Origin of the sequence: Pandoraea pnomenusa (genome assembly GCF_000767615.3) — a bacterium.
Lineage (GTDB): Bacteria > Pseudomonadota > Gammaproteobacteria > Burkholderiales > Burkholderiaceae > Pandoraea > Pandoraea pnomenusa.
In genome coordinates this window covers 1,208,783-1,227,947 of record NZ_CP009553.3, presented here as the reverse complement: position 1 = coordinate 1,227,947, position 19,165 = coordinate 1,208,783, and the positions used below count along the sequence as shown (strand labels likewise).

General features: G+C 67.0%; 16 protein-coding genes. 10 read left to right on the top strand and 6 right to left on the bottom strand.

Going from position 1 to position 19,165, the window contains the following annotated elements:
- The first annotated feature begins 9 nt into the window (after window positions 1-9).
- Together LV28_RS29690 and LV28_RS29685 are read left to right on the top strand one after the other, a co-directional pair.
- Complete coding sequence (locus LV28_RS29690; protein ID WP_023594617.1) at window positions 10-408, top strand: tautomerase family protein; 399 nt, start codon at window positions 10-12, stop codon at window positions 406-408.
- Between the two features lie 337 nt (window positions 409-745).
- A complete protein-coding gene (locus tag LV28_RS29685; RefSeq protein WP_023594616.1) occupies window positions 746-1,144 on the top strand; it encodes a YXWGXW repeat-containing protein in 399 nt (132 codons plus the stop codon).
- A gap of 185 nt (window positions 1,145-1,329) precedes the next feature.
- Here LV28_RS29685 and LV28_RS29680 read toward each other — a convergent pair whose 3' ends face one another.
- Window positions 1,330-3,618 (bottom strand): NADP-dependent malic enzyme, encoded by a 2,289-nt coding sequence (locus LV28_RS29680; protein WP_023594615.1) that lies wholly within the window; start codon window positions 3,616-3,618, stop codon window positions 1,330-1,332.
- A gap of 205 nt (window positions 3,619-3,823) precedes the next feature.
- Here LV28_RS29680 and LV28_RS29675 point away from each other — a divergent pair, with 205 nt between their 5' ends.
- The 4 genes from LV28_RS29675 to LV28_RS29660 all read left to right on the top strand — a co-directional run bounded on the left by LV28_RS29675 (window position 3,824) and on the right by LV28_RS29660 (window position 7,224).
- Window positions 3,824-4,786: a LysR family transcriptional regulator gene (locus LV28_RS29675; protein ID WP_025250391.1), complete on the top strand. Its 963-nt coding sequence runs from the start codon at window positions 3,824-3,826 to the stop codon at window positions 4,784-4,786.
- A 158-nt stretch (window positions 4,787-4,944) separates the two neighbouring features.
- Window positions 4,945-6,255 carry an autotransporter strand-loop-strand O-heptosyltransferase gene (locus LV28_RS29670; RefSeq protein WP_025250390.1) on the top strand — a complete coding sequence of 437 codons (1,311 nt, stop codon included), beginning with the start codon at window positions 4,945-4,947 and terminating at the stop codon, window positions 6,253-6,255.
- 28 nt (window positions 6,256-6,283) lie between these two features.
- A complete protein-coding gene (locus LV28_RS29665) occupies window positions 6,284-6,811 on the top strand; it encodes a helix-turn-helix domain-containing protein (protein WP_025250389.1) in 528 nt (175 codons plus the stop codon).
- The gene (locus LV28_RS29660) at window positions 6,808-7,224 is read left to right on the top strand and encodes a VOC family protein (protein ID WP_023594613.1); all 417 of its coding nucleotides are present in this window, start codon (window positions 6,808-6,810) and stop codon (window positions 7,222-7,224) included. Before LV28_RS29665 ends, LV28_RS29660 begins: the two co-directional genes overlap by 4 nt.
- A 24-nt stretch (window positions 7,225-7,248) precedes the next feature.
- On the opposite strand, the gene LV28_RS29655 is transcribed toward LV28_RS29660, so the two are convergent.
- On the bottom strand, window positions 7,249-9,447 hold the full coding sequence (locus LV28_RS29655) for a putative bifunctional diguanylate cyclase/phosphodiesterase (RefSeq protein WP_038618513.1): 2,199 nt from the start codon (window positions 9,445-9,447) through the stop codon (window positions 7,249-7,251).
- Window positions 9,448-9,798: 351 nt separating this feature from the next.
- A complete protein-coding gene (locus LV28_RS29650) occupies window positions 9,799-10,815 on the bottom strand; it encodes a transporter (RefSeq protein ID WP_038618515.1) in 1,017 nt (338 codons plus the stop codon).
- Window positions 10,816-11,163: 348 nt separating this feature from the next.
- Between LV28_RS29650 and ppk2 the strand changes: the two genes are divergently transcribed.
- Entirely contained in the window at window positions 11,164-12,090 is a 927-nt protein-coding gene (ppk2, locus tag LV28_RS29645) for a polyphosphate kinase 2 (protein WP_023594610.1), read from the top strand.
- A gap of 49 nt (window positions 12,091-12,139) precedes the next feature.
- On the opposite strand, the gene LV28_RS29640 is transcribed toward ppk2, so the two are convergent.
- Entirely contained in the window at window positions 12,140-13,453 is a 1,314-nt protein-coding gene (locus LV28_RS29640; protein WP_255315179.1) for an ATP-binding protein, read from the bottom strand.
- Window positions 13,450-14,316, bottom strand: coding sequence for a response regulator (locus LV28_RS29635; protein ID WP_023594608.1), 867 nt, complete (start codon window positions 14,314-14,316; stop codon window positions 13,450-13,452). The genes LV28_RS29640 and LV28_RS29635 overlap by 4 nt, the downstream gene beginning before the upstream one ends.
- 328 nt (window positions 14,317-14,644) lie before the next feature.
- Between LV28_RS29635 and LV28_RS29630 the strand changes: the two genes are divergently transcribed.
- On the top strand, window positions 14,645-15,277 hold the full coding sequence (locus LV28_RS29630) for a hypothetical protein (RefSeq protein WP_069106820.1): 633 nt from the start codon (window positions 14,645-14,647) through the stop codon (window positions 15,275-15,277).
- A gap of 149 nt (window positions 15,278-15,426) precedes the next feature.
- Here the strand turns inward: LV28_RS29630 and LV28_RS29625 are convergent, their stop codons facing one another.
- Complete coding sequence (locus tag LV28_RS29625) at window positions 15,427-16,575, bottom strand: Rossmann-fold NAD(P)-binding domain-containing protein (RefSeq protein ID WP_069106819.1); 1,149 nt, start codon at window positions 16,573-16,575, stop codon at window positions 15,427-15,429.
- Window positions 16,576-16,590: 15 nt separating this feature from the next.
- On the opposite strand from LV28_RS29625, the gene LV28_RS29620 reads away from it, so the two are divergent.
- Both LV28_RS29620 and LV28_RS29615 read left to right on the top strand, forming a co-directional pair.
- The gene (locus LV28_RS29620; protein ID WP_023594605.1) at window positions 16,591-17,625 is read left to right on the top strand and encodes a CDP-6-deoxy-delta-3,4-glucoseen reductase; all 1,035 of its coding nucleotides are present in this window, start codon (window positions 16,591-16,593) and stop codon (window positions 17,623-17,625) included.
- 277 nt (window positions 17,626-17,902) lie between these two features.
- Window positions 17,903-19,162 carry an acetylornithine transaminase gene (locus tag LV28_RS29615; protein ID WP_023594603.1) on the top strand — a complete coding sequence of 420 codons (1,260 nt, stop codon included), beginning with the start codon at window positions 17,903-17,905 and terminating at the stop codon, window positions 19,160-19,162.
- The last annotated feature ends 3 nt before the right edge of the window (window positions 19,163-19,165 follow it).

The following is a 19,165-nucleotide window of genomic DNA, read 5'->3' as shown; positions in this document are numbered from 1 at the left end:
AGTCACACCATGCCGCACATCGTCCTGCAACTCTCGGGCACGCCCAACGACACGCTCGCCCGCCGCGCCGTGCGCGAAGTCTCGCAACTGACGGTCGACACCTTGCACAAGGCACCGGACGTCATTGCAATGACCGTCGAGTTCATTCCTCACGAGCGCTGGTTCATCGCCGGCACGCCGCTCGCGGAACAGGGCAGGAATGCGTTCCACCTCGACATCAGCGTGACGGACGAGACGAACACGAAGGCCGAAAAGGCCCAGTTCATCGCGCAGGTGTTCGAGACGCTGTCCGGACTGCTTGGCAACGTGCATCCGTGTTCCTACATCCATGTCATCGATGCGCGCGGCGCGGCCTACGGCTACGGTGGACGCACGCAGGAATTTCGGCATCAGCACCCGGCGACCTGAAGCGCGAGCGCAGCGAGTCCATGAGCGCCACGGCAAGCGTTCCGGCACGCCGATGGATTCCCGGCGGATCCCGATCCGTCCCCTCATGTCGAACCATGGCGATGGCGCGTGCGGCACCGGCGGAGCGTGCCGTTCGCCGTGTCGCGGCGCCCTTCGCCCCCAGCGACAGGCCGAATATCGACTGGGGGGACGAACGCCGGAAAGCCGCGCCAATTCGACGTTTCAGGAAAGGGAAAGAAACAATTCCAACACTTTCTTACGACTATTTGCTTCGCCTCCTCGCCCTTCGCTCGTACGATGAAGGCGTACCAAGACATCGCTTTCAAAGGGGGCGAAAATGAAAAAACTAACGTTGACCATCGCACTCGTGGCCGCCACGCTCGGCGGCATTGCCGTCGCACCGGCCCACGCTCAGGTGGGCGTGTCGATCAGCATCGGTGCGCCGCCGCCGCCGCGTTACGAGCCGGTGCCGCCGCCTCGCGCCGGTTATGTGTGGGCACCGGGCTTCTGGGACTGGGACGGCCACCGTCACGAATGGCGCGGCGGGCACTGGGAACGTGCGCGTCCGGGCTATGCCTATCGCGCCCCAGCCTGGCATCAGGGGCCGCGTGGCTGGCAGCTTGATCGCGGCGGCTGGGGGCACGACGACCGGGGCCGCGATGACCGTGGACGCCGCGGCTGGGGACGGGATCGCCACGACGATCACCAACAGGACCACGACCGTTACCACGGTTGACCCGTCTCTCGGCGGTGGCTTGCGCCACTTCAGTGACGTCGACGTCGCCTCCCATGGCGGCGCAACCTTGCGGTAACCGGAACGCCGACGCTCGTGAGCGTCGGCGTTTTGCGTTCGGGGGATGACGAAACGGCGCGCGCGTGCCGGGTGCCAGCACCGTGCGCACGTCAGTCGCGCCGGTCGCGTCAGTCGCGATTGGCCTGAATGACCGTAAGCGCGGTCATGTTGATGATGCGTCGCACGGTCGAGCTCGACGTCAACACGTTGACCGGCGCACCCACGCCCAACAGGAACGGTCCCACGGCCACGTTGCTGCCGGCGCCCGTCTTGAGCAGGTTGTAGGCGATGTTGCCGGAGTCGACGTTCGGGCACACCAGCAGGTTGGCGGCACCCTTCAGACGCGATTGCGGCAGGATGCGGCTGCGCAGGCCTTCGTCCAGGGCGCAATCGCCGTGCATTTCGCCGTCGATCTCGAGCTCCGGCGCCTGTGCCGTGACCATCTCCAGCACGCGACGCATCTTGGTGCCCGACGCCGCACTACCCGACCCGAAGTTCGAACGCGAGAGCAGCGCCACCTTCGGGTTGAGGTTCAGCCACGACATCTGCCGCGCCGCCGCCAGCGTGAATTCGGCAATCTGTTCGGCCGTCGGATCGTCGTTGACGTGCGTGTCGACCAGCGCCACGGTGCGTTTGTCGAGCAGCAGGATATTCATCGCGGCGTAGGTGTTCGCGCCAGCCTGCTTGCCAATCACTTCATCGACGAAGCGCAGGTGATCGTGATACGCGCCCACCGTGCCACAGATCATGCCGTCGGCGTCGCCCAGGCGCACCATCATCGCGCCGATCAGCGTGAGACGGCGGCGCATTTCCACACGCGCCATTTCCTTGGTGATGCCGTCTCGGCAGCGCAGCTCCCAATAGCTCGTCCAGTATTGGTGGAAGCGCTCGTCGTAGTACGGGTTCGTGACTTCGACGTCCTCGCCCAGACGCAGGCGCAGGCCGAACTTCTCGATGCGGGCGAGCAGCACTTCGGGGCGGCCCACGAGAATCGGACGCGCCAGCTTCTCGTCGACGATGACCTGGACCGCGCGCAGCACGCGCTCTTCTTCGCCCTCGGCGAACACGATGCGAGCCTTGCCGCCGTCGCGCACCAGTTGCTTCGCGGCCGAGAAAATCGGCTTCATGAACGCACCCGAGTGGTAGACGAACTGCTGGAGCTGGTCGGCGTACGCGTCGAAATCGGTGATCGGACGCGTCGCCACGCCATCTTCCATGGCCGCGCGCGCCACGGCCGGCGCGATGCGCACGATCAGTCGCGAATCGAACGGCTTCGGAATCAGGTATTCCGGCCCGAACGAGAGATCGTATGCGCCATACGCGGTCGCGACGGAATCGTTCGGCTCTTCCTGCGCCAGCCCGGCAATCGCATGCACCGCCGCGATTTCCATGTTGCGCGTGATGGTCGTGGCGCCTACGTCGAGCGCGCCACGGAAGATGTAGGGGAAGCACAGCACGTTGTTGACCTGGTTCGGGAAATCCGAACGGCCCGTGGCGAGCACCACGTCCTCGCGGGCGGCGCGCGCGACTTCCGGGAAGATTTCCGGGGTCGGGTTGGCGAGCGCAAGAATCAGCGGGCGCGCGGCCATCGTGGCGAGCATTTCCGGCTTGAGCACGCCGCCGGCGGACAAGCCGAGAAAGACGTCGGCACCCTCGATCACTTCGGCAAGCGTGCGCTTGTCGGTCTTTTGGGCGAAGCGGGCCTTGTCCGGGTCCATGCCGACGGTGCGGCCTTCGTACACGACGCCATCGATGTCCGTCGCCCAGACGTTCTCGATGGGCAGGCCGAGGTCGAGCATCAGGTCGATACAGGCAAGCGCGGCGGCGCCGGCGCCGGACGTGACGACCTTCACCTCGCGGATGTCCTTGCCCACGACCTTCAGGCCATTGATGAACGCGGCGCACACGGTGATCGCGGTGCCGTGCTGGTCGTCGTGGAAGACCGGAATCTTCATCCGTTCGCGCAGCTTGCGCTCGACGGTGAAACACTCGGGGGCCTTGATGTCTTCGAGGTTGATGCCGCCGAACGTGGCTTCGAGGCTTGCGATGATCTCGACGAGCTTGTCCGGGTCGCTTTCCGTGACTTCAATGTCGAAGACGTCGATGCCCGCGAACTTCTTGAAGAGCACGGCCTTGCCTTCCATCACGGGCTTGGAGGCCAGCGCACCGATATTGCCCAGACCGAGCACGGCCGAGCCGTTGGTGATCACACCGACCAGATTGCCACGCCCGGTGTACTTGAACGACGCCGCCGGGTCCGCCGCGATTTCCTGGCAGGGGATAGCCACGCCCGGGGTGTAGGCGAGCGCCAGATCGCGCTGCGTGACGAGCGGTTTGCTCGCCGTGACGGAAATCTTGCCCGGGGTCGGGAACTGGTGATATTCCAGGGCGGCCTGGTGGTCGTTGTTGGTGCTCATGGCAATGTCGTCCTCGGTGAATGTCTCGACTCTGGTTTGCGCTGCACAACCGTTCTGTCGACGGCTCCGGCGATGTCGCATCAGAGGTGAGGCCATTCTAGGCAGCCGCCAGCCGGGGGCGATTCTGAATTACTATGGGGGCATCACGTTTTCTTATAAGCCCGGCATATCGGGGGTTCCAGGGGATTCAGGACAGATGGTGGCGGTGCCATTCGATACCGGGGAAGTGGTCCGGCGCTTGACCACTCGGCTCAAGATGCGACATCTCGTGCTGTTGCTGCAGATTCAGCAGCACGGGTCGCTCACGCGGGTGGCCGAACACATGGCGACGAGCCAGCCCGCGGTCACCAGCGCACTGGCCGAGCTCGAGAGCATGCTCGGCGGCCCGCTCTTCGACCGCACCCCGCGCGGCATGACGCCCACGCCGCTGGGCGACGTGGTTCTGGCCCGCGCGCAGGCGATGGTGCATGACCTGGACCATCTGACCCGCGACATCGAAGCCGTGATGGCCGGTCACGCGGCCAGGCTCCAGGTCGGCGTGATTCCCTATATCTCCGGCAAGACGCTCGCGGCGGCCATCCAGCAAACACTCGCGCAGATCCCCCAACGGCTGACGGTCACCCTCCACGAGGGCACCAGTGAGGCGCTGATGGCGCAACTGCGCGACCACACGCTCGACGTGGTGATCGGGCGCGCCGCCGCCAGCGTCGATCTCTCTCAGGTGCAGTTCGAGGTGCTGCATCACCAGATGCCGCGCGTGGTCGCCAGCCGCCGCCTGGCTGCACGGCTCGGACGCAGCGCACCGGTATGGGCGCAGCTCGCCGAGCTCGACTGGGTCATGGGCGCCCCCCATACGCCCATGCGCGACCAGCTCTCCGATCTTTTCCTGCATGCGGGCGTGGTACCGCCGGTGCCCATCGTCGAGAGCTTCTCGTCGCGCCTGACCGGCGAGCTCCTGGCCAGCAGCGAGCGCGCAGTGTCACTGCTGCCGGCCGACATCGCGGAAGAGCTCGTGCGCATTGCCGGTGTGGCCATCGTGCCGTGGTCGCTCACCTGGACGCTGCCGCCAGTGGCGATGTTCACCCGTCGCGAGAATCCACGCGAGACGCATCGACTGTTCACCCAGGCCCTGCGCGCTCAGTACCAGTCGATGACCGGGGCGCCCTGAGCGACGGTACGCGCACGGGCAGGCCCGTGGCCAGGGAAGGAGCACAAAGTCGCGGAAGGGTCTTTTGAAGGCAACGCCGGCCAATTTCGCGAAATGCGCCCTTTTTCGCTCGTTTGCCGCCAAATCGGCGAGCAAGCGACTGGCGTAAGGTGTTGTCCATGAACGACATCGCGTCTCCCACCCCCGCCTGCCGCCCCCCCTCCCTCGATGCTTCGCCGTCGTCGGCGGCGGATGTCTCGCCCCTGCCCGGCACGTCCGGCGCCCCGATCGCCCCAGTCGGGCCATTCGCGCAGTCGCCCCGACAGATTTTCCTGCCGCCGGCGCTGCTGCCGACGCAAGTCGGTCCCGCCGGCCTACGGTACGACTTCAACGACGGCGCACGGGTGGTGATTCCCGACTTCGGCCAGCCGCTACCGTGGCGGGTGCGTATCAGCGATCTGCGCAACGACGCCACGCTCGCCGACGTCCCGCTGTCTTCCGGCGTGGTGCGCAGCCCCGCGAAGTACTACGTGCCGTATGGCATCACGATCTGGCTGAACGACGTCGTGGTCTTCGAGCATCGTTACGACGCCCGGCATCAGGACGTGCTTGTCCAGTTCCCGCTTGCCGCCCTGGGCGACGTGCTCGGCTGGCTGCCGTATGCCCTGCGTTTTGCCGATGTCCACGGATGCCGCCTCGCCTGCGTGGTCACGCCGGGGGTTGCCGCGCTGTTCCGCGATGCGTATCCCGACGTCGACTTCGTGGCGCAGGACCAGGTCGAGCGACGCAAGTACTACGCGACCTACAACGTCGGCCTGTTCTTCGACGACAAGGCGCGCCTCCAGCAACCGCGCGACTTTCGGGAAACGGGCCTGCATCGCACGGCCGCGCACATTCTCGGCGTGGACGACGGCGAGGCGCATGCGCGAACCGCCTTGCCGGACACGTCGTGCCCGATGGCGGCACCCTATGTGTGCATCGCCGTGCAGAGCACGGCGCAGTGCAAGTACTGGAACCACCCGCAGGGTTGGGAAACGGTCGTGGCAGGCTTGCGCGCACGCGGGTTCGAGGTGGTGTGCATCGATCAGAAGCCGCGGCACGGCAAGGGCGATTTCTGGCAGACGGTGCCCGAGGGCGCCATCGACGCCACGGGCGATCTGCCGCTGACCGAACGGGCGCGATGGCTCGCCCACGCGCGCGCCTTTGTCGGACTGTCGAGCGGACTGTCATGGCTCGCATGGACCATGCGCACGCCAACGGTGCTCGTGTCCGGCTTCACGCTACCGCACAACGAGTTCGACACGCCGTACCGTGTCATCGCGCCGCAGGTCTGCACCGGGTGCTGGCACGATCCCGCGCTGCGCTACGACCACGACGACTTTCACTGGTGTCCGCGCCACAAGGACACCCCCCGCGCATTCGAATGCACGCGGGCGATCACGCCCGAAAGGGTGCTCGCGGCCGTGGACCGGGCGTTGGGCATAAACTAGGCGTCCCCCCACGCGAATCGCGAATCTCATGGTCTCACGCGCACGCCCCCGCACCGGCACGGCGCCCGCAGACGCCGCGCCGGCGCAAGCCCCGACCCTGCTGCGCCGCCTCCTGCGCGCGAAGGACCGCATGGACGCCGCCTCGCACGAAGCCTGGCCGGTTCGGCGCCTTGCCGCGGTGAGCGGCACGTCCGAGGCGCATTTCGCGCGCTCGTTCAAGCAGGCCTTCGGCCTGCCTCCGCATCGCTACCTGCTCACGCGCCGCATCGAGCAGGCGAACACCCTGCTGCGCGACACCGACCTGAGCATCACCGACATTGCGCTGGCCACCGGCTGGGAAAGCGTGGGCACGTTCGGCCGCATCTTCCGCGCCATTACCGGGCACACGCCCGGCAGCGCTCGCGTGGCGGCGCGGCAGGCGGGAAACGAACTCGATCGCGTGCCGGCCTGCGTGCTGAAAGCGGCGCAACGCCCCGATCTCAACATCGCAGTTTTGGAGAAGCGCCGTCGCATGCGCGACGGTAAAGTCGACACATCAACCAAGGAGCGCTCATGAACTCAGGCATCGGTGTGGTGGGACTTTACGTCGACGATCAGGATACGGCCCTCGCGTTTTACGTCGACAAACTCGGCTTTCGCGTTCATACGGACGTGCGCAATGGCCCCTATCGGTGGCTGACGGTGCAACACCCGGATCAGCCGTCGTTCCAGCTCGGGCTGTTCCGGCCCGGCCCCCCCATTCACGACGACGCGACGGCGCGCGCACTCGACGCGATGGTGGCCAAGGGTGCGATGCCGCCGCTCGTGATGTACGTGGACGACTGCCGCGAGAGCTACAACCGGATGAAGGCGAGCGGCGTGGAATTCACGCAGGCGCCAGTCGACCGATACGGCAGCGTCGACGCCGGCTTCCGGGACCCGGCCGGCAACGGCTGGAAGATGATCCAGGGGGCGAAATCGGCCGCGTGAGCACCCTGGCGCCGCGCCGCGCGCTCATGCGAAGCTCCACCGGCGCTCGGGCCCCTGTCCGACGCCGAACGTCTCGCCGAACTCACGCGCGGGCATGGGCATGCCGAACAGGTACCCCTGCCCCTCGTCGCATCCGAGCCGGCGCAACGTGTCGCGTTGCGCCACGGTTTCCACGCCTTCGGCGATCGTGCGCAGGTCGAAGCTGCGCGTCATGTCCACGAGGGCGCGAACGACCGACGCATCGCGCTCGGCGTCCATCATGGCCTGCACGAACGACCGGTCGATCTTGATTCGGCTGAGCGGATAGCGTCTGAGCTGGCTGATCGAGGCATACCCCGTTCCGAAGTCGTCGAAGGCAATCCCCACGCCGTGCCCGCGAAGGCGCTGTAACGCGTGAAGCACCCCATCGTCTTCGAGCACGATGCCCTCGGTGACTTCCAGCTCGAGTGCGTGGGGCGGCAATCCATGCCGGTCCAGCGCCGCCATCACATCGTTGACGATGTTCCCCACGCGAAACTGCAAGCCGAACAGGTTCACCCCCATTCGGAACTGCGGCGCGCCCTGGCGGCGCCAGAACGCGGCCTGCGAGCATGCCTCGTCGATCACCCACGCGCCGACGGTGGCCGCGAGCGGCCCGCGTTCGAGCGCCGGCAGGAACGCCGCAGGCGAGAGCAGGCCGCGCTGCGGGTGTCGCCAGCGAATCAACGCTTCGGCGCCGGTGAGCGAGCCATCGCGCAAATCCACCTGCGGCTGGTAGAACAACACGAACTCGCCGTCGCTGACCGCGCGGTGCAGTTCGATGTTGTAGACGCGGCGCTCGACGGCCTCCGCGCGCAGCGCGTCGACATAGACGAAGACCTGGCCCGGGCCGTGCCGTTTGGCGCCCGAGAGTGCCAGGTCGGCATTGCTGATCAGGCGCAACGCCTCCATGGCATGCAAGGGCTTGACCGCGATGCCGCAGCATGCCGTGACCCGCACGTCGAAACCGTCGACGACCATCGGCTCGGCCACCGCGGCAGCCGCCACGTCCGCAAGACGCCGCGCTTCGACGGCCGTACTGACCCCGGGCAACAACAGCCCGAACTCATCGGCGCCCACGCGCGCGACCGTATCGATCGGCCGAACGCTGCGACACAGGCGCCGCGCGACTTCGCGCAGGATAGCGTCGCCCACCGCGTGGCCGAGCGTGTCGTTGACGTCCTTGAAGCCGTCGAGATCGAGGATCACCACGGCGGCGCCGTTGCGGCACACCGATGCCGCCTCCGTGTCGCGATAGAAGCGCGCGCGATTCGCCACACCCGTAAGCGCATCGGTGCTTGCCAGACGCCGGTCCGCGTCCGCCTTGCGCCGCGCCACGCCCAGGTCGTGCACGTGGGCATTGAACGTCGGCACGCCGTTCTCTCGCCAGCAAAACAGCGAGACGCTCATTGGGAACTCGGTACCGTCCTTACGCAATCCGAACAGATTTTCCGGCATGGTCATGCCGTCGACCGTGCCCGCGAGCACAGCCTGTTCGAAGTGGTCGTACAGCGGCCCTCGCCCTTGATCGGAGACAAGCGACAGGACAGCGCGCCCGCGGCCCTCGGCCACGTCGTAGCCATAGAGCGAGGCAGCGGCCTGGTTCCAGTCGAGGATTTCACCGGTGGCACTGAAGCGGATCATGGCCGTCGGCGAACAACGCTCGGGCTCGGCGAACGTGTGCCGGTCGCGCTCGATGAACAATTCGACGCGGCGCAGTTCGAGACGATCGGACGCCATCTTCGCCAGTTCGCGCAGGCGCTCGCGATCCACGCCGGAGAAGTGCGGGTTCGGTTGCGTGTCCAGGATGCAGATCGCCCCGAGCGCATGACCGCCGACCGACAGCAGCGGCACGCCGGCGTAAAACCGAACGCTCGTGGCGCCGGTGACGAGCGGATTGTCGTGGAAACGCTCGTCGGCGTGCGTGTCCGGCACGACCATCACGCCGTCCTGGAGAATCGCGTGTGCGCAGAACGAGGCGTCGCGACTCATGTCGACATTCTCGCAACCAAACCCCGTGGCCGCGGCAAAGAACACGTGATCATCGCCAACCATGTTGACCGCGGCCACCGGCACGTCGAACATGCGCGCGGCGATCTGGACAACGGCATCGAGACTCGGCAGCGGACGGTCACTTCCCAGACCGTATTCAGCCAGCGCCGCGAGTCTCTCGGTTTCCATCGGCGATACAGGGGGACACTTCATTGTCGGTCTCCTCGCCTGAAAGCGGTTGAATGGACTCTCTCTGGTCAATCCTTGATTCGAAGAATTATACGAGGAAGGCAAGCGCTTTCGCAGACCCTTTAATTCGTCGTGCAAATGGTATTTTGAATAACGGGATGAAGACAGGCGGTACGGTTTCGCCGCCCCCCCTCAAGCCCGCGTTCGAAACGCGCCGAAACCCGCACCCAATGGGCGGTGGGGATTTCAAACCCGGGTTTTGAACGGTCGTTTAAAGGACCGCCCACCCGCGACGCCGGCATGCGCGGCGATCGCCACGGCGCTTGCGACACCGCGGCTGCGACCGGTCTGGGCGTGGCAATTGCGCCACCGATATCACTCGGGACGGCGGCGAAACGCCCACCAGCCTGCGGCTGCGGTGCCGGTAGCGACAATCGCCACGAGCACCCAGAAGCCGTGTGGATGATCCGAGAGCGGAATGCCGCCCACGTTCATGCCGAAGAAGCCCGCCACGATGTTGATGGGGAGCGCCAGCATGGTCACGACCGTGAGCGTGTAGATGGTGCGGTCCGTGCGCTCGCTCACCATTGCCGCAATCTCTTCCTGTAGCAGCTTGATGCGCTCGAGCAATGCGCAGAGATCGTTGAGCACCACCGCGAACTCCTCCGTCGCCTGGCGAAACTCCTGCACGTCTTCCGCATGCCCCCAGGCTGGCGGGCGGCTGAGCAGGCGAAACAGCGCGGCAGGCTCCGGCGCCAGCAGACGTTGCAGCCGAACGAGCACCCGGCGCAGCGAGCCCAGATCGGCGCGATTGCTCTCGATGCGCTGCTGCAACAGGCGGTCTTCGACCGTATCGACCCGGCGGCTCGTCTCGCGCACGATGCGCTCGAGCACGTCGGCCTGGTCGCGCAACAGGTGCACCAGCAGCGCAAGCGGCGAACGGAAGGCATCGCCGCGTTTGACCGACGCGCGCAGCTTGTCGATCGAGCGCAATGGCTTCACACGTCCGGTCACCAGCAGTCGTGCGTTGGCCGCCACACGTAGCGTCGAAATTTCGGACTGCGCGATATCGAACGCGAAAATCACATCGTTGATGACGGCCAGCAGCCAGTCCTCGGAATGTTCAATGCGCGTGGAGCGCGACCCCTCGCTCAGGCTGTCGTAGAACTCGCCGGGGAGCGTCAGGCGCTGTTGCAGCCACTTCTCGCACGCCACATGCGCGAAGTTGAAATGCAGCCATAGAAACCCTTGCGCGCGCTCGCCCTGTGCCAGCCACGCCAGCGCATCGTCCGAATCGATCGGCTCGGGCGACGCGCCATCGACGAAGCGGTAGCCATAGATCAGGCCGGCCTGATCGCAGCCGTAAGCGTTGTGAACCAGGTCAGCGAACATGCGCGCGGTGTCTGAACGAGCGAGGGGAAGGACGGTCGCCGCACCGCATGGCGGTGGGAGGGACCATCATGGCAATGTCATATTTCGCTTTCATGACAGCGTTTTTGCCGACACCCCTGCCCGTCGACACACTGGCGCCCCCGTGCTTCAGGCGATGGCCGAGGTCGCCGAGGGCGTCACGTTCGTCAGCGCCATGCGATTGTCATAAAATCGTCGCATACTCGGTGCTGCCTCACGGGCGCGCCAAACGCGGCCATCCGCCCGGCGCCACGGCGCAGGCCGTCCGCCCGCCACCACCCGGACGTTACGGGTGTCCTTCGTCTTTCCGGCCCGCAAGAGATCGCCGCCATGACCAAATTCGATTCCGACGCCGCCCATACGCCCGACGACAGGCTCGTGCGCCGTCTGCAGGACGACCTGATCGACAGCTACGACGAAGAGATCGAGATGGAGATCGACGATCTTCGCCTGCCCGGCCTGAACGACCTGACCGATGCCGCGCGAGACGATCGTCTGCACTATTTCCGCGAACTGTTCCGACTGCAGGGCGAGCTCGTCAAGCTCCAGGACTGGGTGATCCGCAGCCGACACCGTCTGGTCGTGATCTTCGAAGGCCGCGACGCGGCCGGCAAGGGCGGCGCGATCAAACGCATCACCCAGCGCCTGAATCCGCGGGTATGCCGCGTGGCCGCCCTGCCCGCCCCCAACGACCGGGAGCGCACGCAGTGGTACTTCCAGCGCTATGTGCAGCATCTGCCCGCAGCGGGCGAGATCGTGCTGTTCGACCGCAGCTGGTACAACCGCGCGGGCGTGGAGCACGTGATGGGATTCTGCACCCAGAACGAATACGAGGAGTTCTTTCGCTCGGTGCCCGAGTTCGAGAAGATGCTCGTGCGCAGCGGCGTCCAGATCGTCAAGTACTGGTTCTCGATTTCCGATGAAGAGCAGGAAGCGCGCTTCATGGCGCGGATTCAGGACCCGCTCAAGCAATGGAAGCTCAGCCCGATGGATCTCGAGAGCCGTACGCGCTGGGAGAAATACACGGTGGCCAAGGAAGTGATGCTCGAACGCACCCATATTCCCGAAGCCCCCTGGTGGGTCGTGCAGGCCGACGACAAGAAGCGCGCCCGGCTGAACTGCATTCACCACCTGCTCGCTCAGGTGCCGTATCACGACGTCGAGCGCTCGCAGGTGGTGCTGCCCGAGCGCGCACGCAGCGACGACTACATGCGTCACCCCGTTCCGCCCGAGATGATCGTGCCGGAAATCTATTGACGTCCGGCGCCGATGGCGCGAAGCCGCCCTTGCGGCGTCATGCCATCGGTCAGGCGGCCCGCGCGCCTGCCGCGTCCCGCCCCTGGCATACCGGGAGTCCGGAGCGCCCGGGCGGGATGGGCAGGCACAGCGTCACGCGCAAGCCACCGCCCGGCGACCGGTCCAGCCGAACACTCCCCCCGCGCCCTTCCACCAGACGGCCGACGAGCGCCAGGCCGAGCCCGCAGTGTCCCTCGCCGCCGCGCGACGCATCGAGCCGCACGAACGGCCGCATCGCCAGCGCCACCTGATCCTCGGCGATCCCCGCGCCGCAGTCGCTCACTTCGATGTACCCCGCCGCGCCGTCGCGCCACGTTGCCAGCCGCACCGGCGGCTCGCCATGCTCCAGCGCGTTGTCCACGAGATTCGACATCACGCGATCGAGCAACGTGCGCGGAAGCTGAAACGCTTCGCCCGCGCGCAGGTGAGAAACGAACAGCGAATCCTCCGCCGGGAATTGCTCGCGCAGGAACGCGTCGACGCTTACGAGCGGGCTCGTGTCGGCCTCGTCGCGGGCATACGCGAGGAATTGCTGCACGATGTGATCGATGGACTTGATGTCGCGCACGAAACCTTCGCGCGAGCCTTCGTTGTCGATCAGGTCGGCGCGCAGACGCAGTCGCGTGAGCGGCGACTTCAGGTCGTGCGCAATGCCGGCGAGCATGATCGCCTGATTGTCCTCCGCTTCGGCCAGGCGCTTGGCCATGTCGTTGAACGCGTGCGAGAGGTCGCGCAGTTCGTGCGGCCCCTGCTCGGGCAGCAGCGCCGGGCGCCGCCCGCGCGCGATCACGCGGGCGGCCTGCGCCACGCGGGCGATGGGCCGCTGCATTTGCCAGGCGACGAGCAGCGCGAGCAGCACGGCGCCGATCAGAATGCCGAGCGTCTCGCGCACGAACGGCGGCATGGGGGGCAGATCGAGTCCGATGACGATCCATTCCGTGTGCCCGGGCAACAGCACCCACAGATTGCCCCGCTTGCGCTCGTTGACCAGATGCAACTGCGTGCCCGCTGGAAGACGCGAGAGCAACTCGTGCCGCAGCCGCGAGGCACGCGCGTCGTCGGCTTCGGCGGCAAACGCCGGCGCGTCGGCCAACGGCACGCGGCGCAAGCCGTGCGGCGGTGCGAGACTGCCCGGATCGACGGCGCGCTGATCCACGCTCTGAATGGCCACGAGCAGTCCGCGCGCAAAGCCGTCGACCTGCTGGCGAGGACGCTGGTAGAACACCAGTGCGCTCCACACCAGATGCATCACCAGCAAGACGGCGATACCCAGCCATGCCATGCGCGCGAACAAAGAGTCGCGCAGCAACCGCCGCCAATTCACGCCGCCGACTCCCGCCATGCGCGCATGGCGCCAAGGTTCGCCGCGGCTGGCGCAAGCGCCACGCCGCCGGCGGCACCGCGATCGTCCACGCCACCCGCACCGCCCGTGCCTTGCGCACCACCGGAGCGCTCGCCCGCCTCGGACGTCGCGTCCTCGGCCAACTCACCACCCGGCACGAACACGTACCCCTTGCCGCGAATCGTCTGGATGTAGCGCGGCGCCGACGGGTCGGCTTCGATGAGACGCCGCAGGCGCCACACCGGCACGTCCAGGCTCCGGTCGCGAAACGCAATGCCGTCGCCGTACAGCATGGCGTGCAGCTTCACACGCGGCAGCACCTGCATCGGGTGGTGCGTGAATGCCTTGAGCATGGCGAACTCGGTGTCGCGCAGCGGCAGCCGCTCGCCCTCGCGCTGCAACGTGCGCAGCCCGTAATCGAGCTCGAACGGCCCGAAGCGATACGGCGCGCGTGCATCGGGTGCGCTCGCCGCCACGGGCCCCCGGCGGCGCAGCACGGCGTGAATGCGGGCGAGCAGTTCGCGCGGATCGAACGGCTTGGCCAGATAGTCGTCGGCCCCCAGCTCGAGCCCGAGCGCCCGGTCGAGCGGCCCGCCGCGCGCGGACAGCATGATGACCGGGATGTCCTCGCCGGCGGCTCTCAGGTCCTGGAGCGCGCGCAGGCCGTCGCGCTCCGGCATCATGATGTCGAGCAGAATCACCGACGGGCGCTCGAGTTCGAGGCGGCGCAGCAACGACGCGCCGTCGTGCAGCACCGAGACCTGCATGCCGTTGGCATGCAACAATTCGCGCAACAGGTCGCGTACGACCGGATCGTCGTCGACCAGAAGAACATGCAGACTCATGGATCTCTCTCGGTAATTGAAACGTGGCGCGCCTGTCCCCTTGAACATGATGCGTGCTCCCCTCGATGTCGAGATGCACCGAAGTTTGCACGTTCGCCCGTTCCGGCGTCGGCCGAAGCATCTTATAGAATGGCGCTCAAGCCCTGTTCCGGAAAGGATTGGAAAGGCGCCTCCGGACCACGACGAAAGCGACGTGCTCGCGAAAGATCAAAAAAGCATGAAATAAGGCGACGTTGCACGACATAACGCGCAATTATAGCTTTCGCACCCTACCCGCGCCGACACCACGGCGTTGTCCGTATCGCCCGAGACGGGCATCGGAGGCAGCATGTGCCGAGCCATCTTCACACTGTGCGGCCCCATCGCCATGTGCGCCGCGCTCGCGTGTCTTGCGCACGCCGGCGCGCAGGCCGCGCCGAACGCCTTGTCCGGCGGCGCGCCGGGGGCTTCCGAAGCGTCCGCGGGCCCCGCCGCGCAGGACGAGCCGCGCAATTTCGGCCACGATCCGTTTCTCCACATTTCATCGGCCATCGCCGACTGCCCCACCCCGCTGGGCCCCGCGATGCGTGAATCGGACTGGCTTGCCGACGCCCATCATCGCATCGAGAAGGGCAACCACTGCTGGCTGGAGGGACGCTGCCGGCTGTCGAACAGTTATCGATACGACACCGAGATCGCCGAGTCCGCCCAACGCCGGCTTTCGAGCCTTGCCGTCGCGTTGCCGTGGGCGACGCAAACATCGCTCTGGCTCACGTTCCAGCGGCGCATCGTCGTCGTGCAGGGCTGCGTCGCTCCGGGCTTTCCCGTGGCGAAATTCATCAAGGCGCTCGGCGAGACGGCCGACGTCGAAGCCGTAGTCGATCAGATCGTCGTACGCCGCCCCGGCACGCCGCTCCCGCGCCCGACCTACCCGACGCCGGCGCACCCCGAACCGCCGGCCGGCGCGCGCCCGCTGCCGTAATGGCGCCGCGGTTCGCACTCGTCGTTTGGCTGGCCTGGCCGCGCGCGAGCGCGCCGGCCTATCTCAGCGCCCGCGTCACACGCGCCATTCCGGAAGACGCCGTGCTCGCCACAGGCATGCTCCAGCACGGCATTGGCTCGCCACGCCGCTCAGGCGTCGTCACCGGAAGGCGCGGACAACGCCGGGGCGGCTATATGGGTTGACGGGGATGAAGGGGCTGGAAGGGCAGGATGGGCCGAAGGGGTCAGCGTGGCCAGCAGCGCCGCCACGTCCGGATATGCCAGCCGGTAGCCCAACTCGCGTTTGAGGCGCGTATTGTCGAGCCGGCGCGATTCCGACATGAACGACAGCAGCGTCGGCTCCAGCACACATTGGGCTTCGGCGCGCGACACGCGCGGGGCCCGCGGCAGCCCGAGCGCGTCGGCCACGCGATCGAAGTACTCGCCCATGCGCCATTCCGTGTCGTCGCTCGCGTGAACCACGCGTTGCGCCTTGCCTCGCCACATCGCGCGAATCAGGATCGCGGCGAGATCGTCGGCGTGGATGTGATTGGTGAAGACGTCGTCGGCTGGCAGCAGTGCCGGCGTGCCGCGCTGCAGACGCCCCACGGGCAGACGGTCGGCCGCGTAAATGCCGGGAATGCGCACCAGCGTCGTGCGCCATGGCGTGCGACCTGGCGCCGATCGACGCCAGGTCGCACGCACGCCGCCGGCGGCCGGGCTCATGGCCCGCGCGGGTCCCGCTGCCAGGGTGCGGCGCGTGTTCCGGGCGTGCGATGACGGACGACCCAGCATGCGCACGGTGCGCTCCGCGTCGACGCGCCGCTGCCCGCGCGGCGAGCGTGGCGATGGCGTACGTGTCTCGTTCACCCGGGCGCCGCCACAGTCGCCGTACACCCCGCTGGTGCTCGCGTAGACCAATACCCGACGTGGCTGTCGTGGCACGGTCCGATGGCCCCCGTCGGGTACAATGGCAGGCTTCGGCGCACGGGTCAGTGCGGCGCGCAACCGGCGGGTGCGAAGGTCCAGCCGGCCGCTGCCTGCCACCCCGGCGGGCGGCGCCAGATGCAACACCCGTGGCGCCAGATGTCCGATGCGATGCAGGCTCGCGGCATGGTCCAGGTTGGCGACGACGGGTACGGCACCCGCCGCGCGCAAGGCCGGGTGACGCGCATCGCTGGAGGTCACCGCGAAGACGCGAAAGCGTTTGACGAGGGCCGGCAGCGCACGCATGCCGACGTCGCCGCAGCCCACCACCAGCAGGCGCGGACGACCGAAGAGTTTCGACGAATTTTTCATTTTTCGGATTGTAGTATGGCTTACAACGTTACCCTCGTGCCGAGCGGGCGCGAGTTCCAGGTCGAAGACGGCGAGGCCGTGCTTTCCGCGGCGCTGCGTCAGGGCATCGGGCTGCCTTACGGCTGCAAGAACGGCGGTTGCGGGTCGTGCAAGGCCAAGCTCGTCGAGGGCGCCGTCGAGCATGGTGCGCATTCGAGCTCCGCCTTGTCGAAGGACGAGGAAACACGCGGCTTCGCGCTGCTGTGCTGCGCGCATGCCAAGAGCGATCTCGTCGTGGAATCGCGCGAGGTCAAGGGCATCGGCGATATCCCGGTCAAGCGCCTGCCGTGCCGCGTGAATGCGCTGGAGCGCCGCGCCGACGACGTGATGGTCATGCGCCTGCAACTGCCCGCCAACGAGCGGTTCCAGTACCTTGCCGGCCAGTACATCGAATTCATCCTGAAGGACGGCAGGCGCCGCAGCTACTCGATGGCCACCGCGCCCCACGAGGAAGGCTTCATGGAACTGCACCTGCGCCACATGCCCGGCGGGGTGTTCACGGACCACGTGTTCGAGCACATGAAGGTGCGCGAGATCCTGCGCTTCGAAGGCCCGCTGGGGACATTCTTCCTGCGCGAGGAGTCGGACAAGCCGATCGTGCTGCTCGCCTCTGGCACCGGCTTCGCGCCGATCAAGGCCATCGTCGAGCATGCCGTTCACAAGGGGCTCACGCGGCCGATGACGCTCTACTGGGGCGCGCGTCGGTTGAAAGACATCTACATGCGCGAACTCGCCGAGCAGTGGGCGCGCGAGATCCCGGGTTTCAGGTTCGTGCCCGTGCTCTCCGAGGCCGCGCCAGAAGACCAGTGGCAAGGCCGCACGGGCTTCGTGCACCGCGCCGTGGCCGAAGACCTGCCCGATATGTCGGGCTACGAGGTATATGCCTGCGGCGCGCCGGTGATGGTCGAGTCGGCACGCCGCGACTTCGTCGCCCACCACCGGCTGCCGGAAGACGCCTTCTTCGCCGACGCCTTCACCACCGAGGCCGACAATCCGGGCGGCGGTCAGTGACACGCGGCGCCGCCTGGCGCCGGCCCGCAGATGCACGCGCGCCACAGTGCGCGCATACCCTTTGACAAGCGCCGCCTGAGCGCTTTATGCTTGCCGACATGAACCTGATTGCCATCGCCTCGATCCGACGTCGCCGTACGCTGCCCCAACCGGGATGCCGCGCGGCACGCTATCGACTGCGATAACACGCAAGTTCTCAAGCACAGCGAAGCCACGGGCAACCCCCGTGGCTTTTTTTATTTCCTCGTCTCTTCCACCTTGCCCTTCGGAGACCGTCATGTCGCTTGCCCCCCCGTCCGCCACCCCCGCCCCCGCCACGTCCAAACCGGCGCGCAGCGCGAAGTTCTCCGAGTTCGCCACCGGCGCGCTGCTCCCCATCACGACGCGCCCCGATCTCGTGTTCACGCACGGCAAGGGGGGCTGGCTTTACGATCACGAAGGCAAGCGATACCTGGATTTCATCCAGGGCTGGGCCGTGAACAGCCTCGGTCACTGCCATCCGGTGATGCGCGACGCGCTCGCCACGCAAGGCTCATTGCTGCTCAATCCAAGCCCCGCGTATTACAACGTGCCGATGATCGAACTGGCCGATCTGCTCGCACGGCTCTCCGGACTCGGCAAGGTGTTCTTCGCCAACAGCGGTGCCGAGGCGAACGAGAGCGCCATCAAGCTCGCGCGCAAGTGGGGGCAACTGCACCCGAACGCCGCGGGCGGTGCGCGCTACGAGATCATCACGTTCAAGAACGCTTTTCATGGCCGCACGCTGGCCACCATGTCGGCCAGCGGCAAGCCAGGGTGGGACACGATCTTCGCGCCGCAGGTGCCGGGCTTCCCGAAGGCGGAGCTCAACGATATCGCCTCGGTCGAAGCCCTCATCGGCCCCGACACCGTTGCCGTGATGCTCGAACCCATTCAGGGTGAAGCGGGGGTGGTGCCGGCGACCGACGCCTTCATGAAGGCGCTGCGCGAACTCACCACCGCGCGCGGCCTGTTGCTGATCGTCGACGAAGTCCAGACCGGATGCGGACGCACGGGGACGATGTTCGCGCATCAGCAGGCCGGCGTGGTGCCCGACATCATGACGCTCGGCAAGGGCATCGGCGGCGGCGTGCCGCTCGCGGCCATGCTGTGCGGCGACGCATTCGCGGTGTTCCAGCCCGGCGACCAGGGCGGGACGTACAACGGCAACCCGCTCATGTGCGCCGTCGGCCTCGCGGTCATGCGCACCGTCGCCGCACCGGGTTTTCTCGAATTCGTGCGAGCGCAGGCGGACTATCTGAGCGCCGGGCTGCAACATCTGTCCTCGCGCTACGGCGGCCAGGGCGAGCGCGGCGCCGGTCTGTTGCGCGCGCTGATGCTCGGGCGCGAGATCGGTCCGCAACTGGTCGAGGCCGCGCGCGACATGGCCCCGGACGGCCTGCTGCTGAACTCGCCGCGCCCCGGGCTGCTGCGTTTCATGCCCGCGCTGAACGTGAGCCGCGACGAGATCGATCAGATGCTCTCGATGCTCGATTCGCTGCTCGCCAGGCACGCCTGACCT